This is a genomic window from Rhodococcus sp. NPDC056506, from assembly GCF_042794945.1.
In the GTDB taxonomy this organism is placed as follows: Bacteria; Actinomycetota; Actinomycetes; order Mycobacteriales; family Mycobacteriaceae; genus Rhodococcus_F.
In genome coordinates this window covers 1-13256 of sequence record NZ_JBHTSW010000016.1, presented here as the reverse complement: position 1 = coordinate 13256, position 13256 = coordinate 1, and the positions used below count along the sequence as shown (strand labels likewise).

Annotated in this window: 17 protein-coding genes; 7 read left to right on the top strand and 10 right to left on the bottom strand. The window is 63.0% G+C overall.

Annotated features, from left to right (window positions below; translation table 11 throughout):
- Window positions 1–66: 66 nt before the first annotated feature.
- Genes ACFQ6H_RS15185 through ACFQ6H_RS15175 form a run of 3 tightly spaced genes read left to right on the top strand, consistent with a single transcriptional unit; the run spans window position 67 to window position 2296 of the window.
- Window positions 67–867, top strand: coding sequence for a crotonase/enoyl-CoA hydratase family protein (locus ACFQ6H_RS15185; RefSeq protein ID WP_378638375.1), 801 nt, complete (start codon window positions 67–69; stop codon window positions 865–867).
- Complete coding sequence (locus ACFQ6H_RS15180) at window positions 864–1724, top strand: DMT family transporter (RefSeq protein ID WP_378548689.1); 861 nt, start codon at window positions 864–866, stop codon at window positions 1722–1724. The genes ACFQ6H_RS15185 and ACFQ6H_RS15180 overlap by 4 nt, the downstream gene beginning before the upstream one ends.
- Window positions 1725–1768: 44 nt before the next feature.
- Complete coding sequence (locus ACFQ6H_RS15175; RefSeq protein ID WP_378548686.1) at window positions 1769–2296, top strand: gamma carbonic anhydrase family protein; 528 nt, start codon at window positions 1769–1771, stop codon at window positions 2294–2296.
- 40 nt (window positions 2297–2336) lie between these two features.
- On the opposite strand, the gene ACFQ6H_RS15170 is transcribed toward ACFQ6H_RS15175, so the two are convergent.
- The 7 genes from ACFQ6H_RS15170 to ACFQ6H_RS15140 all read right to left on the bottom strand — a co-directional run bounded on the left by ACFQ6H_RS15170 (window position 2337) and on the right by ACFQ6H_RS15140 (window position 8833).
- Window positions 2337–3323, bottom strand: coding sequence for a pirin family protein (locus tag ACFQ6H_RS15170; protein WP_378537667.1), 987 nt, complete (start codon window positions 3321–3323; stop codon window positions 2337–2339).
- Window positions 3324–3343: 20 nt separating this feature from the next.
- A complete protein-coding gene (locus ACFQ6H_RS15165; RefSeq protein WP_378647090.1) occupies window positions 3344–3817 on the bottom strand; it encodes a MarR family winged helix-turn-helix transcriptional regulator in 474 nt (157 codons plus the stop codon).
- Window positions 3804–4898 carry an LLM class flavin-dependent oxidoreductase gene (locus tag ACFQ6H_RS15160; RefSeq protein WP_378447196.1) on the bottom strand — a complete coding sequence of 365 codons (1095 nt, stop codon included), beginning with the start codon at window positions 4896–4898 and terminating at the stop codon, window positions 3804–3806. Before ACFQ6H_RS15160 ends, ACFQ6H_RS15165 begins: the two co-directional genes overlap by 14 nt.
- Window positions 4899–5043: 145 nt before the next feature.
- On the bottom strand, window positions 5044–6576 hold the full coding sequence (locus tag ACFQ6H_RS15155) for a DHA2 family efflux MFS transporter permease subunit (protein WP_378537663.1): 1533 nt from the start codon (window positions 6574–6576) through the stop codon (window positions 5044–5046).
- Entirely contained in the window at window positions 6573–7043 is a 471-nt protein-coding gene (locus tag ACFQ6H_RS15150) for a MarR family winged helix-turn-helix transcriptional regulator (RefSeq protein ID WP_378537661.1), read from the bottom strand. Before ACFQ6H_RS15150 ends, ACFQ6H_RS15155 begins: the two co-directional genes overlap by 4 nt.
- An 88-nt stretch (window positions 7044–7131) precedes the next feature.
- Window positions 7132–8097 (bottom strand): NADPH:quinone oxidoreductase family protein, encoded by a 966-nt coding sequence (locus ACFQ6H_RS15145; protein WP_378647017.1) that lies wholly within the window; start codon window positions 8095–8097, stop codon window positions 7132–7134.
- A 79-nt stretch (window positions 8098–8176) separates the two neighbouring features.
- Window positions 8177–8833: a TetR/AcrR family transcriptional regulator C-terminal domain-containing protein gene (locus tag ACFQ6H_RS15140; RefSeq protein WP_378647015.1), complete on the bottom strand. Its 657-nt coding sequence runs from the start codon at window positions 8831–8833 to the stop codon at window positions 8177–8179.
- 65 nt (window positions 8834–8898) lie between these two features.
- Here ACFQ6H_RS15140 and ACFQ6H_RS15135 point away from each other — a divergent pair, with 65 nt between their 5' ends.
- Together ACFQ6H_RS15135 and ACFQ6H_RS15130 are read left to right on the top strand one after the other, a co-directional pair.
- Window positions 8899–9888: an NAD(P)-dependent alcohol dehydrogenase gene (locus tag ACFQ6H_RS15135; RefSeq protein WP_378647013.1), complete on the top strand. Its 990-nt coding sequence runs from the start codon at window positions 8899–8901 to the stop codon at window positions 9886–9888.
- Window positions 9889–9932: 44 nt separating this feature from the next.
- The gene (locus ACFQ6H_RS15130; protein ID WP_378647011.1) at window positions 9933–10691 is read left to right on the top strand and encodes an acyl-[acyl-carrier-protein] thioesterase; all 759 of its coding nucleotides are present in this window, start codon (window positions 9933–9935) and stop codon (window positions 10689–10691) included.
- Here the strand turns inward: ACFQ6H_RS15130 and ACFQ6H_RS15125 are convergent.
- Complete coding sequence (locus ACFQ6H_RS15125; protein WP_003941897.1) at window positions 10688–10888, bottom strand: hypothetical protein; 201 nt, start codon at window positions 10886–10888, stop codon at window positions 10688–10690. The two genes, ACFQ6H_RS15130 and ACFQ6H_RS15125, sit on opposite strands and share 4 nt — an antisense overlap.
- A 73-nt stretch (window positions 10889–10961) precedes the next feature.
- Here ACFQ6H_RS15125 and ACFQ6H_RS15120 point away from each other — a divergent pair, with 73 nt between their 5' ends.
- On the top strand, window positions 10962–11459 hold the full coding sequence (locus ACFQ6H_RS15120; protein WP_378647009.1) for a SixA phosphatase family protein: 498 nt from the start codon (window positions 10962–10964) through the stop codon (window positions 11457–11459).
- 13 nt (window positions 11460–11472) lie between these two features.
- On the opposite strand, the gene ACFQ6H_RS15115 is transcribed toward ACFQ6H_RS15120, so the two are convergent.
- On the bottom strand, window positions 11473–12480 hold the full coding sequence (locus ACFQ6H_RS15115) for an LLM class flavin-dependent oxidoreductase (RefSeq protein WP_378647007.1): 1008 nt from the start codon (window positions 12478–12480) through the stop codon (window positions 11473–11475).
- Window positions 12481–12568: 88 nt separating this feature from the next.
- Here ACFQ6H_RS15115 and ACFQ6H_RS15110 point away from each other — a divergent pair, with 88 nt between their 5' ends.
- Window positions 12569–12955, top strand: a complete 387-nt coding sequence (locus tag ACFQ6H_RS15110) for a glyoxalase superfamily protein (RefSeq protein ID WP_378647005.1) — start codon at window positions 12569–12571, stop codon at window positions 12953–12955.
- 71 nt (window positions 12956–13026) lie between these two features.
- Here ACFQ6H_RS15110 and ACFQ6H_RS15105 read toward each other — a convergent pair.
- Window positions 13027–13256, bottom strand: a 230-nt coding sequence (locus ACFQ6H_RS15105; protein ID WP_378647003.1) for a hypothetical protein, incomplete at its 5' end; no start/stop codon positions are given.

Here is a 13256-nt window from a genome sequence, read left to right as displayed (position 1 = left end):
TCCTGTGGTGAGAGACTGAGCGGAACCGATCACCGACCCTGCACCATCGATCAAACAGGAGCACCCATGAGCGACGCCGTACTCATCTCACGAACCGGCGACGTGGTCACCTGGACCCTCAATCGCCCGGACACCCGCAACGCGATCTCCGAGATCGACATGATCGAGGCCCTCGAAGACGCGGTCACCGCAGTAAACCGAGATCAGAGTGTGCGCGCGGTGATCCTCACCGGAGCCGGGTCTGCCTTCTCCTCCGGCGGCAACGTCAAACACATGCGAGACAAGGAAGGCATGTTCGGTGGCGCTCCCGGCGAGATCCGCCAGGGCTACCGGCACGGGATCCAGCGCATTCCCCTCGCTCTGTACACGTGTGAGGTGCCGACCATCGCAGCCGTCAACGGCCCCGCCATCGGAGCGGGCTGCGACCTCTCGCTCATGTGCGACCTCCGCATCGCGTCGACAGCGGCGGTCTTCGCCGAGAGCTTCGTCAAGGTGGGACTCATCCCCGGCGACGGCGGAGCCTGGCTGCTCCCCCGCGCGATCGGCAACGCCCGCGCCGCCGAGATGGCGTTCACCGGCGAACCGATCGACGCGACCAAGGCACTCGACTGGGGGCTGATCTCGCAGGTCACCGATCCCGAAGAATTGCTCTCCGCCGCGCACGCCTTGGCAGCGCGAGTAGCAGCCAATCCCCCGCAGGTACTCCGCATGACCAAGAAACTGCTCCGTGAAGGCCAGCACCAAAGCCTCGAGAGCCTGCTCGAACTCTCCGCCGCCATGCAGTCGATCGCGCATCACACTCGCGATCACCACGAAGCCGTCGCCGCGATGCTCGAACGTCGTAGTCCTGAGTTCACCGGAGAATGAAGGCCGGCAGTCAGCTACTGCCGGTCGGTGCAGTCCTCACCTCGATACTTTCGCTCCAATTCGGAGCGGCATTCGCGACGACGCTGTTCTCACAGATCGGGCCGGCCGGAGCGACGACGCTGCGACTGACGATCGCCGCGATCATCCTCGGCGTCATCGTCCGCCCGAGATGGAGCAGGTGGTCGAACCGGCAGCGCAAAGGCATCTTCGCGTTGGGTATCGCGCTGGCCGTCATGAACGGTGCCTTTTACCTCGCCCTCGACACGGTGCCCATCGGCACCGCTGTCACCATCGAGTTCCTCGGACCGTTGACGCTGGCCGCAGTGCTGTCTCGTCGATGGGCCGACGGAGCGTGGGTGCTGCTCGCCTTCGGCGGAGTGCTGCTGCTCGGGTTGGGAGATCACGGCGAATCCGGATTGGACCCGGTCGGGGTGATGTTCGCGTTGATCGCCGCTGCTGCGTGGGCCGGCTACATCGTGGCCGGTTCCCACCTCGCTGCGACCCTCCCGAGCGCCGACGGTTTGGCCGGCGCAAGCATCGTCGCGGCAGTATTGACCCTGCCGTTCGGCCTCGTCTCCGGCGGAAGCGAACTGCTGGATCCGAAGATGCTCGCCGCCGGCGCGGCCGTCGCGATCCTCTCGTCCGTCATCCCCTACAGCCTGGAGATGTGGGCCCTACGCTCCCTCGCCAAGAAGGTCTTTGCCGTCCTCATCGCCCTCGAACCCGCTGCGGCTGCACTGGCCGGAGTTCTCGTGATCGGGCAATCGCTCGACGCCTTCACACTCGTCGCCATCGGACTGGTGGTGACCGCGGGTGTCGGGACTGTTGTCATGAATCGAAAGTCCACGCCGAAATAGTCCAGGTACCGTCAGAGCACGTCATTCCAACGCACAGGAGAACCATGACCAACCCGATCATCGCCACCGTTCTCGGACGCACCCCGCAAATCGACGAAAGCGCGTTCATCGCACCCAACGCCACCGTTGTCGGCGCGGTGACCATCGCTGCGGGCGCCAGCATCTGGTACGGCGCAGTCCTGCGCGGCGACGCCGAATCGATCTCCATCGGCGCTGACACCAACATTCAGGACAACTGCACGGTTCACGCCGACCCGACGTTCCCCGCGGTACTGGGCGAACGAATCTCGGTCGGCCACAACGCGGTGCTGCACGGGTGCACCGTCGAAGACGACGTGCTCGTCGGCATGGGCGCCGTGGTGCTCAACGGCGCGCACATCGGTTCGGGATCGCTGATCGCAGCCGGCGCCGTCGTGTCTCAGGGAATGCAGATCCCGCCCGGATCACTGGTGGCCGGTGTACCCGCCAAGGTCAAACGTGAACTCTCCGAAGGCGAGAAGGCCGGTATCACCGCGAACGGCGCCGGCTACCTGATGCTCGCGAAGGCTCACCAGGACATCGAGCAGGCCTGATCGAGACGACGCTCGCGGCCGGTAGCAGCAAGAGCAACGACTAGCCTCGGGGCCGCAACGTACTGTTCGGCAACTCGGGTGCCGGGAGCGCCGGACCGTCGTATCCCGGCACGACGCCGAAACGCTGGTCCGGGACGCTGCCGTCGAATCCGGAGCCAAGCTCGGCCTGCCACTTGCGTCGATACTCGACGATCTCTTCGTGGGTGCGGCCCATGAAGTTCCACCACATGATGACCTGCTCTCCCAACGGTTTACCGCCGAGAAGTAGCAGTCGAGCCGGTTCGGATCCCGGATTACGCAATGTCAGTTTGCCGAAACCCGGTGCTTGATAACCCAACTCGGCCCAGCCGACGGTGGTTCCGCGTAGCACTACCGATCCTTGATCGACGATTACGCCGTGCTCATGTGAACGATCGACGTCGAGGGCGATCTCGGCGCCAGGATCCAAAATCACCTCGGCGCCCAACAATTCGGTGAACGTCGACACCGGAGATGTGTCACCGGCGAGCGAACCGAGGAACACACTGAGCGTGGCGCCGCCGGTGGTCACCGGCTCGGGCCGGTAGTGAACGAATGCGGGTGCGGTATCGCGTGCCGCATCCGGAAGCGCCACCCACAACTGCATCCCGTGCAGAACCTTGGTGTTCGGCGTTGACACCTCGGAGTGCGCGATCCCACTCCCGGCCGTCATCAAATTCAGTTCACCCGGTCGCACCATCGCATGGGAACCGATGCTGTCACGGTGCTCGATCTCTCCGGTGAACAGCCAACTGACCGTTTGCAATCCAGTGTGCGGATGCGGCGGCACATGCATGCCCGGACCAGAGCCGACGTCATCCGGACCGTAGTGATCGGCAAAACACCACGCTCCGATCAACGAACGCTCGCGTTGTGGGAGGGTGCGTCGTACTCGCATTGCCCGCGGGCCGCCGAGCGGCACGTCGCGCGGGGTGAGAATCTGAATCTCGCTCTCGACCGGATGGCCTTCGCATTCCTGCTCGACGGGTTGCGCTTCGAGGTTGCTCATATCGTCCATCCTGCCTCTAGTCATGCCTGCGCGAGACGCAGACGCGTGCACAGTTCGGCCAACAGTCGAAGTTCGTCCGCGTCCAACGCCGGTCCGACATGGCGGCGAATACTTGCCGCATGACGGCGACCCACTGATTTCTGCAGCGCTGCACCCGCTTCGGTGAGTTGCACGATCGTGCCGCGGCGGTCGAGTGGATCCACGCTTCGGGACACCAAGCCTTCGCCCTCCAGCCGCTCCACCAGGCGACTGAGCGACGGTTGACTCAACAGAATCTCCCGATTCAGGTCATGCAGGCGCAGACAGTTCCGCGGCGCGAGACTGAGCGTGAACAGCACGTCGTACTCGCGCATTGACACCTGATCCCAGACGTCGTCGGCAGAGAGCCGCCGCATCACCGACACCTGGGCGCGAAACAAGGCTTCCCAGGCGTCGGTGGCGAGCTCGGTGGTGCCGACCGGAGCCTCTGGCTGTTGTGCGTCAGGCAGTGACACTGCTTGCCTCACGAGCCGCCTTCATCGACGCGTGAGTAGGCGGGTTGTCCGGCACATGGGCGGGGCGTCGGGCCGCGAACTCACGGCGCAGAACCGGAACAACTTCCTCACCGAGCAGATCGAGCTGCTCGAGCACTGTCTTGAGCGGCAGTCCTGCGTGATCCATCAAGAACAGCTGGCGCTGATAGTCACCGAAGAAATCGGCAAAAGCCAAGGTCTTCTCGATGACCTGTTCGGGGGAACCGACCGTCAGCGGGGTCTGCTCGGTGAACTCCTCGAGGGAAGGTCCATGGCCGTACACCGGGGCATTGTCGAAATACGGACGGAACTCCTTGACCGCGTCCTGACTGTTCTTGCGCATGAAGACCTGACCGCCGAGGCCGACGATCGCCTGATCCGCGGACCCGTGGCCGTAGTGCTCGTAACGCTGGCGATAGAGATTGATCAGCTCGATGTAGTGCTCTTTCGGCCAGAAGATGTTGTTCGCGAAGAATCCGTCACCGTGATACGCCGCGATCTCCGCGATCTCGGGGCTGCGGATCGACCCGTGCCACACGAACGGAGCGATGCCGTCCAGCGGGCGCGGAGTGGACGTGAATCCCTGCAGCGGTGTGCGGTACTCCCCTTGCCAGTTCACGACCTCCTCGTCCCACAGCCTGCGAAGAAGTTGATAGTTCTCGAGCGCCAACGGGATTCCGGCGCGAATGTCCTTGCCGAACCACGGGTACACCGGCGCGGTGTTTCCGCGTCCCATCATCAGGTCGACGCGTCCCTCGGCGAGGTGCTGGAGCATCGCGTAGTCCTCGGCGATCTTCACCGGGTCGTTGGTGGTGATCAGCGTCGTGGACGTGGACAACGTGATCTTCTCGGTCTGAGCAGCGATGTATCCGAGCATCGTCGTCGGAGACGACGGAACGAACGGCTTGTTGTGATGCTCGCCGGTCGCGAAGACGTCGAGACCGACTTCCTCGGCGTGCTTGGCGATGGTCGTCATGGCCTTGATGCGATCGTGCTCGGTGGGCGTGACCCCGGTCGTGGGATCAGTGGTGACGTCGCCGACCGTGAAGATTCCGAACTGCATGGTTGCTCCTCCGCGAACTAGATCCATGCGTTTGCATGTAACTGATCAAACATTCAACCATCCAGCTGTATTCCACGGCAAAGGTGAGGGCGACACACATGATGTGTGCCGCCCTCACCTGGTCAAACTTTGTACCGGAAACCGGTCAGTGCATAACGATCGGCGCTGCCGTCTCGCCCTCGGCCACCGGCCTGGTGGTCTTGCTCCGCGGCAGGAAGAACGCCGGGATCAGGGTCAGGACGATCAACACGGTGGCAACGAGGAAGGTGTTGCCGAATGCGTCCGACGCTGCACTGAGAATCGAATCGGCCGCAGACTCTTGCGGGCTACCCGGCTCGGTCGGAATGTGCGACGCCGCTCCGACCATTGTCGTATCGAGGCCACGATCGAGGAGCTGGTTGGTGAGAACCACCGACATCACAGCGGTACCGATCGAACCTGCGGTCTGCTGAACGATGTTCATCAGGGTGGAACCGCGAGCGATCTGCTCGTTGGAGAGCGTCACGATGGCTGCGGTCATCAGCGGCATCATGGTGCAACCCATGCCGAGGCCCATGACGAACAGCGCGCCCATCAGCAACCACGTCGGCGAATCCGAGGCGACCTGTGTGAAGACACCCAGACCGATGAGGATCAACGGCAAGCCGGTCAGGACGATCTTGCCCGGGCCGATCTTGTCGACCAGCCGGCCGGCAATCGGCATCGTGACCATGGCACCGAGGCCCTGCGGAGCCATCAACAATCCGGCAGCGAGCGTGGTGTGACCGCCGACCTGAATGAAGTAACTCGGGAAGAGCAGTCCGGCGCCCATGAAGGCGACGATGAACAGCGACGTCGTGATGACGGCGGTGGTCAACTGACGGTTCTTGAACAGATGCAGGTCGATCAGCGGGTGATCCTTGTTGAGCGCGTGGAACACGAAGGCGATGATCAGCGCCAGACCGATACCGGCCGACACCAGAACCCGAGCCGACGCAACGGTTCCCACCTCGGGGATGGACGACACACCGAACAAGAACAGCGCGAGGCCGGGTGACAGCAGAATCATGCCGAGGAAGTCGAAGGACTCCGAAGGCTTCGCCTTGTCGGACGGCAGAATGATGAATGCTGCTGCCAACGCGATGATGCCGATCGGCAGGTTGATGAGGAAGATCCAGTGCCAGCTCGCGGCCTCGATCAGCCAACCACCGAGGATCGGACCACCGATGGGGCCGAGCAGCATCGGGATACCGAGAACTGCCATGACGCGACCGACGCGGTCCGGACCGGCAGCCCGGGTCATGATCGTCATACCGAGCGGCATCAACATGCCGCCGCCGAGGCCCTGGAGCACACGGAAGCCGATGAGCGAGGTGATGTCCCACGCCATCGCACAGGCGACCGAACCGAGCACGAACAGCACCAGGGCCGTCATGTACAGGCGCTTGGTACCGAATCGATCTGCTGCCCAACCCGTGACCGGGATGACCGTCGCCAAGGCAAGGGTGTACGCCGTCATCGTCCATGCGACGGTGGCGTACGAGGTCTGGAAGTCCTCGGCAAAGGTGGTGAGCGCGACGCTCACCACGGTTACGTCGAGAATCGACATGATGGCGCCGAGCACCACCACGGACGCAATCTTGAGGACCGCCCCGTCGAGTTTGTCAGGCGCCGTAGCCGGCGCGTTCGGCGATGTCATCGCGAAGTCTCCTGGGTAAGTGCTCGCAGATAGTCACCCGCGAGAATGGGCTTGAGAGCCTCGAACAAACGAATTCGCTCTGGCTCAGGAACACGCGACGCGAAATCACGAAGCTGGCCGCGCTTGCACTCGATGTGGTTGGTCGTCACCTTACGACCGGCCTCCGACAAGGAAACCCGCTTGACGCGCCGGTCCCGCTCGTCTTCACGGCGATCGACCAGGCCCATGTTCACGAGCTGGTCGATGTTTCGTCCCGTAGCTGCCACCGAGAGCCGAAGCTCCTCGGCAACCTCGTTGATCGGGATCGCCGCATCACGTTGCGCAAGTACGAACAGCACACGCACCTGAGAGAACGAGAGATCCAGCTCGATCAACGCATCGATCGACTCCGAATCACCGGCGCTCATCAGGCGAGTGAACAACTCGTCGAGTGCTCCAAACAGGTCATCAGAATCGGAAGCGATCACCTGGCAAATGGTAGTGCGGTTGCAACTATTGCCCAAATGAAAACATGTTGCAACTTATTATTTGGTGAGCACCATCACGTTGCCGACATCATTCCTGCAGCAAAATGGCCTTTCCGAGAACTTTGCCGCTTTCGAGATCAGCGAGGGCAACCGCAGCGTCCGCGAGCGGATACCGTGCCTTGACCAGGGGTCGCAGGCCGTTTCGGACGTGCTCGACCAACGATGCGTGCACCTCGGCTACCGCTTCGGGATTGGTGCGTGTGAATTCGCCCCACGCCGCCCCGACAATGCTGATGTTCCGGAACAGCACCCGGTTCACCTTTACCTCGGGAATACCGCCGCCGGCGAATCCGATCACCACGAGTCGTCCTTCGGGTGCCAGAACCCGGACCGCGTCGTCGAACGCATCGCCGCCCACCGGATCCACCACGATCTGAGCGCCGACGCCGTCGGTCAGTTCCCGAATCCGCTCTCCCCATCCCGGAGCCAGCGCGACCACCTCGTCGGCACCGAGCTCACGCAAGAAGTCATCGACGCCCTCGCGTCGTACCACGGCGATCACCCGGGCACCGTGCGCCTTGGCCAGCTGGATGGTTGCCGTTCCGACTCCGCCTGCAGCGCCGAGCACGACGACAGTCTCCCCCGCGACGATCTTCGCGCGACGAGCGAGCGCGAACTCCATCGTCTGATAGTTGATGATCAGCGAGGCCGCCTCGTCGAAGGCGAGTCCGTCCGGAATTCGGAGTACCTGCGCCGGGTTGACGGCAATCTGCTCTGCATACCCACCCAGATACGCGGCCGCGAGAACACGATCGCCCGGAGCGAAACCCGACCCTTCCGGCGCGGAGACCACGACGCCCGAGATCTCCGCGCCGGGAATGAACGGCGGTTCCGGGCGGATCTGATACTTGCCGTAGGTGATCAGTAGGTCCGGAAAGCAGACGCCACTTGCCTTCACATCGATGAGAACAAGACCTTCGGCTGCGGGCTCGGGAACCTCCTGCGCGACAATTCCTTCGGGACCGGACAGTTCCGTAACCACCATGGCGCGCACAGAAAGCTCCTCTTCGGGACATCTGAAGTCTGGACCGGTAACCCGGTTTTCTCGACTTTAACCCGGTACTCACGTCAGATCATCGTTCGCTCCCGATGTGCAGACGTTCGAGTCCGTCGAGAATCAGATCGAGACCGAAAGCGAATTCGGCGGCGTAGCTGTATCCCGGAGCAAGGACGTGCTCGGTGGTCAACTCGGCCAGGTGCGGATACTGACCGCTCTCGAACGAGCCCATGATCGCCTTCGCCAGTTCCGTCGTTTCCTGCGCTGTTTCGAACGGCAAGCTCACTTCTTGCAGCACGAAGCCGTAGATGTACGCATCCATGATCGAAAAGGCATGCGCAGCAAGGGCGACGGGAAAGTCGGCGGCGCGTAGCGTTCCGATGACGGCATCGTGGTGGCGCAGGGTCGCGGGACCAGGCGTCGTTCGAGACTCCATCAACGGAGTTGCCCAAGGGTGCCTCCCCAATACTGCACGAGTGGAAACCGCTCGCGCGTGAAGTTCCGTTCGCCATGGGCGTCCTGGCGTCGGCAGGTCGATCTCCGCAAAAACCGCGTCGACCATTCCGTCGAGCAGGTCACCCTTGTCCGACACGTGGTTGTACAGAGACATCGCCTCGACGCCCAGTTGCGTCCCCAGTTTGCGCATCGTCATCGAGTCGATCCCCACGGAATCGGCCAGTGCGACGGCACCGCCTACGACGTCGTCCCGGGTCAATCTCGCGCGCTTCTCCACATTGACAGAACTTACACCGTAAGTGTCATACTTACGGTGTAAGTACTCGACGAACGGAGACTCGCATGGCACAGGAACTGATGACCGCCGTCGTGCAGGATCGCTACGGCGAAGCCGATGTCCTCTACCTCGATCGCATTCCGCGCCCCACCGTCGCCGACAACGAAGTGCTGATACGCGTCGAGGCTGCGTCTGTCGACAGAGGGGCCTGGCACCTCATGGCCGGGTTGCCATATCCGTTGCGCCTCGCGGGATTTGGACTGCGCGCACCCAAGAACCGGGTTCGCGGACTGGACGTCTGCGGTCGCGTCGAAGCCATCGGCAGTTCGGTTACCCGCGTGGCAGTCGGCCAGGAGGTGTACGGGATCGCGGTCGGTGCTTTCGCGGAATATGCGTGCGCGCTCGAATCGAAGATTGCCGCAAAACCTGCCCGGTTGTCGTTCGCGCAAGCGGCAGCAGTACCGGTCTCCGCCCTGACGGCACTGCAAGCGGTGCGCGATCACGGTCACGTGGAGGCGGAGCAATCCGTCCTCGTCCTCGGTGCATCCGGTGGCGTCGGAATCTATGCGGTCCAAGTCGCCAAAGCCCTCGGGGCGCACGTCACCGGCGTATGCAGCGCATCGAAAATCGATACCGTCCGCGCTCTCGGAGCAGACGAGGTTCTCGACTACCGCATCGACGACGCCACCTACGGATCGCATCGGTACGACGTCATCATCGACACCGGCGGCAACCGCCGACTGCGAGACCTACGACGAGCACTCACACGCACCGGAACTCTCGTCATCGTCGGCGGCGAGAACGGTGGACGGTGGCTCGGCGGAATCGATCGTCAAATCCGCGCACTGTGCTTGTCTCCGTTCGTATCTCAGAAGCTCGGGTCTTTGATGGCTTCGGAGAACGCCGAGGATCTGGAGGTGCTGACGGCAATGATCGACACAGGTGTCATCACCCCGGTGATCGACTCGGTTCATACCCTCACCGACACCGCCGTCGCTGTGGCACGGATGGTCGACGGCTCCGGCTGCGGAAAGCAGATAATCGCCACTCGCTGAAAAGCCTGACAGAATCGGCTCACTCCAGCGAACAGGAATCTCACGTGAACCCAGATCTCACGCTCGCGCAGCAGCCAGACAGAGGACCGATCTTCGTCAAGTCCCGCCCGGTACGCACCGGCGACATCGACGTCGCCAAACAGGTCAGGCTCGACGCCGTCGCCCGCTACCTGCAGGACATCGGCAACGACAACATCGAGGCCGCCGGGGCCATCGACACACACCCGCTCTGGATAGTGCGTCGCACCGTCGTCGACGTCGTCCGGCCGGCAATCTGGCCGGAAGAGTTGACCATGACTCGCTGGTGCTCCGGCTTCTCCACGAGATGGGCGAACATGCGCGTGCGCTTCGACGGCAGCAACGGCGCGCTGATGGAAACCGAAGGCTTCTGGATCAACATCAGCGCCGAGTCGGGCATGCCCACCCGGATGAGTGACGACTTCATGCGGCCGTTGGAAGAATCCACCGACGAGCATCGCCTGAAGTGGAAGCGTGTCCTCGCCGAGAACGCACCGGAGGTGGACGACGCCGGTGTTCTCGACACGCCGTTCGCTCTGCGCGCCACCGACATCGACCCGTTCGACCACGTCAACAACGCCGTCTACTGGCAAGCGGTCGAAGAGGTCCTCAGCGCTCGCACAGAACTGCGTACCGTTCCGCATCGAGCGCTGATCGAGTACCTCGCCCCCATCGTCTCCAGCGACGACGTCGTCCTGCGCAGTCGCGTCGACGACAAGACCGTCACGGTCTGGTTCCTGGTGGGCGAAGCGCTCCGCGCAGTTGCGCAGGTGAGCGCCCTCTAACGCAGTTTCTGGGTCGCGACTGCCGCGACACCGAAAACCAACGCGAGAAGAATCGCGGCCCAGAAACCGAAGAGCCACCACACCACACCGAAGACCACCACTGCCGGGGCAACGGTGATGAACGCGATGGTGGGGCTTTCGCGTACCACCTCGAGTGCGGTTCGGGCATTAGTTCGATCAAGCTTCTTACCGGCCATCGAAAACCTCCTTCAAGGTCCTGACCATCCAGAGTAACCGGACTGACGGGCATAAAGCGGATACCGTGAACGCATGGCCGACCACCGCACCCTCGTCCTCATGCGACACGGCAAGTCCAGCTACCCCGAGGGCATCCGAGATCACGAGCGTCCACTCGCCGAACGGGGCCTGCGCGAGGCCCGCATCGGCGGCGAATGGATCCGCGAGAACGTCCCGCCCGTCGACGCCGTTCTGTGCTCCACCTCCCGGCGGACCGTCGAAACCCTTGCCTCGACGGGTATCGAGGCGCCCGCCGGATTCGAGAAGTCCATCTACGGCGGCTCACCCGCCGACGTGATCGCAGCTGCGCGCACCACGTCGGACCACGTCAAAACACTCCTGATCGTCGGACACGAACCCGGGATCCCGTGGACTGCACTCGATCTGGCGTCGAACGAAAACTCCGAAGCGGCCCAACGTATCCGGGACAAGTTCCCGACTTCGGCGATCGCGGTCCTCTCGGTACCGGGGCCGTGGACCGAACTCGACGACTCCGTCGCGACGCTGCTCGAGTTTCACGTACCCCGCTAGATCGACCACACCGCTAGATCACCTCACGCAGCAGTCGGTCCGAAAGTGCAAGCGCGTCACGGTCGTACGTCGACGTGGACGCGAGCAATTCGTCAGCACCGGTTCGCTCGGCCAGATCGTGAAGCTGCTGCTTCACCTCGACCGGCGTCCCGTGCAGCGCCGACGCCGTGAACGACTCGATGCGCCTGGCGTTTCGGTCACTGCGCGGGGCGCGCCTGATCTCGTCCGGCGACGCGAGCGGCGGAAACTCCCCTGTCCGTGACGATTCTGCGAGCGCGTACGCCTCCGGGATCAGCAACTCACGGGCCGCCTCGGTGGTATCGGCAACCGCCACCTCGAGGGAAACCACCACATAGGGTTCGGGGTGCGTGTCGGTGGGCTGGAAAGCTCGGCGGTACTCATCCAACGCATCCACCCGATCGGTGCTACCGATTCCCAGTATCGGCCCACTCACGACCACCGGAAGCCCCAGCTGCGCTGCCACTTTCAGACCTGTGCGCGTCGCCAGCACGAAGATCGGCACCCCGGTCTGCGACGCCGGCCGTGCCGTCACTGCGGCGGAGCCGTCCAGGTAGCGCCTCACCTCGTCCAGGTCCGACACAAACGTGTCCGGAGCATCCTTGCTGCGTCGTAGTGCCTGACGAACAGGCTCCGTGAATCCCAGCGATCGGCCGAGACCGAGATCGATTCGCCCGGGATACAGCGCTTCCAACATCAGGAACTGCTCGGCGACGATCAGTGGTTGGTGATTCGGCAGCATGACCCCACCGCTCCCGAGCCTGATATCTCGCGTATGTGCGCCGATCGCGGCGAGCAGTACTGCCGGCGATCCGCTCCCGATCCCCGGCACCGCGTGATGCTCGGCGACCCAGAACCGGTGGTAGCCGAGAGCGTCGGCGTCGGTGGCGCGTTCGAGCGAATGCGTCAGAGCTGCGGAGTCGGGGTATCCGCTCCTGGTTCGGGATCGGTCGAGAAGTGAGAGAAGCACTCTCGGAGCAACAAGGAATTCGGAAAGTTTCATCCGGGTGCCGAACGAGGACCGTTTCTGACCGCAATACTCGCAACACTGGACCTGTCGCCGGAATTCACCATCACATGAAGGGCACGTCATGGACATCAAGCTCGAACTGGTCGCCATTCCCGTCACCGACATCGACCGCGCCAAGGACTTCTACGTCCGTCTCGGCTTCAATGCCGACCACGATCACACGGTCAGCGAGGACCTGCGGTTCGTCCAGTTGACCCCACCCGGTTCTGCCTGCTCGATCTGTATCGGCAAGGGAATCACCGACGCCGAGCCCGGTTCCGTCGTCGGCATGCAGGTAGTGGTCAAAGACATCGAAGAGGCCGAGCACGAGTTCAAGAGCCGCGGCATCGACATCAGCCCGATCGACGACCAGGCTTGGGGCAGATTCATCTACTTCGCCGACCCCGACGGCAACAAGTGGGCCGTCCAGGAGATCGTCATCCCGGACCTCAGCGGCAGCAACTCCTGAAAACGTCCCACTCCCGACATGAAAAATCCCCCCACCTCTTTCGAGGTGGGGGATTTTCTACGAACTAGCGCTTAGCAGTAGTCGTTGCTGAAGCCGTAGTCGTCCAGCGGAACTGCAGCACCGGTGTTCTGGCCGAAGCCGTCCGGGCTGTAGTACTGGTCGTCGTACGACGGCACTGCGTAAGCAGCGGCGCGTGCCTCTTCGGCGGGCTGAACCTGGATGTTGCGGTAACGGTTGATACCGGTACCGGCAGGGATCAGCTTGCCGATGATGACATTTTCCTTCAGACCGATCAGCTTGT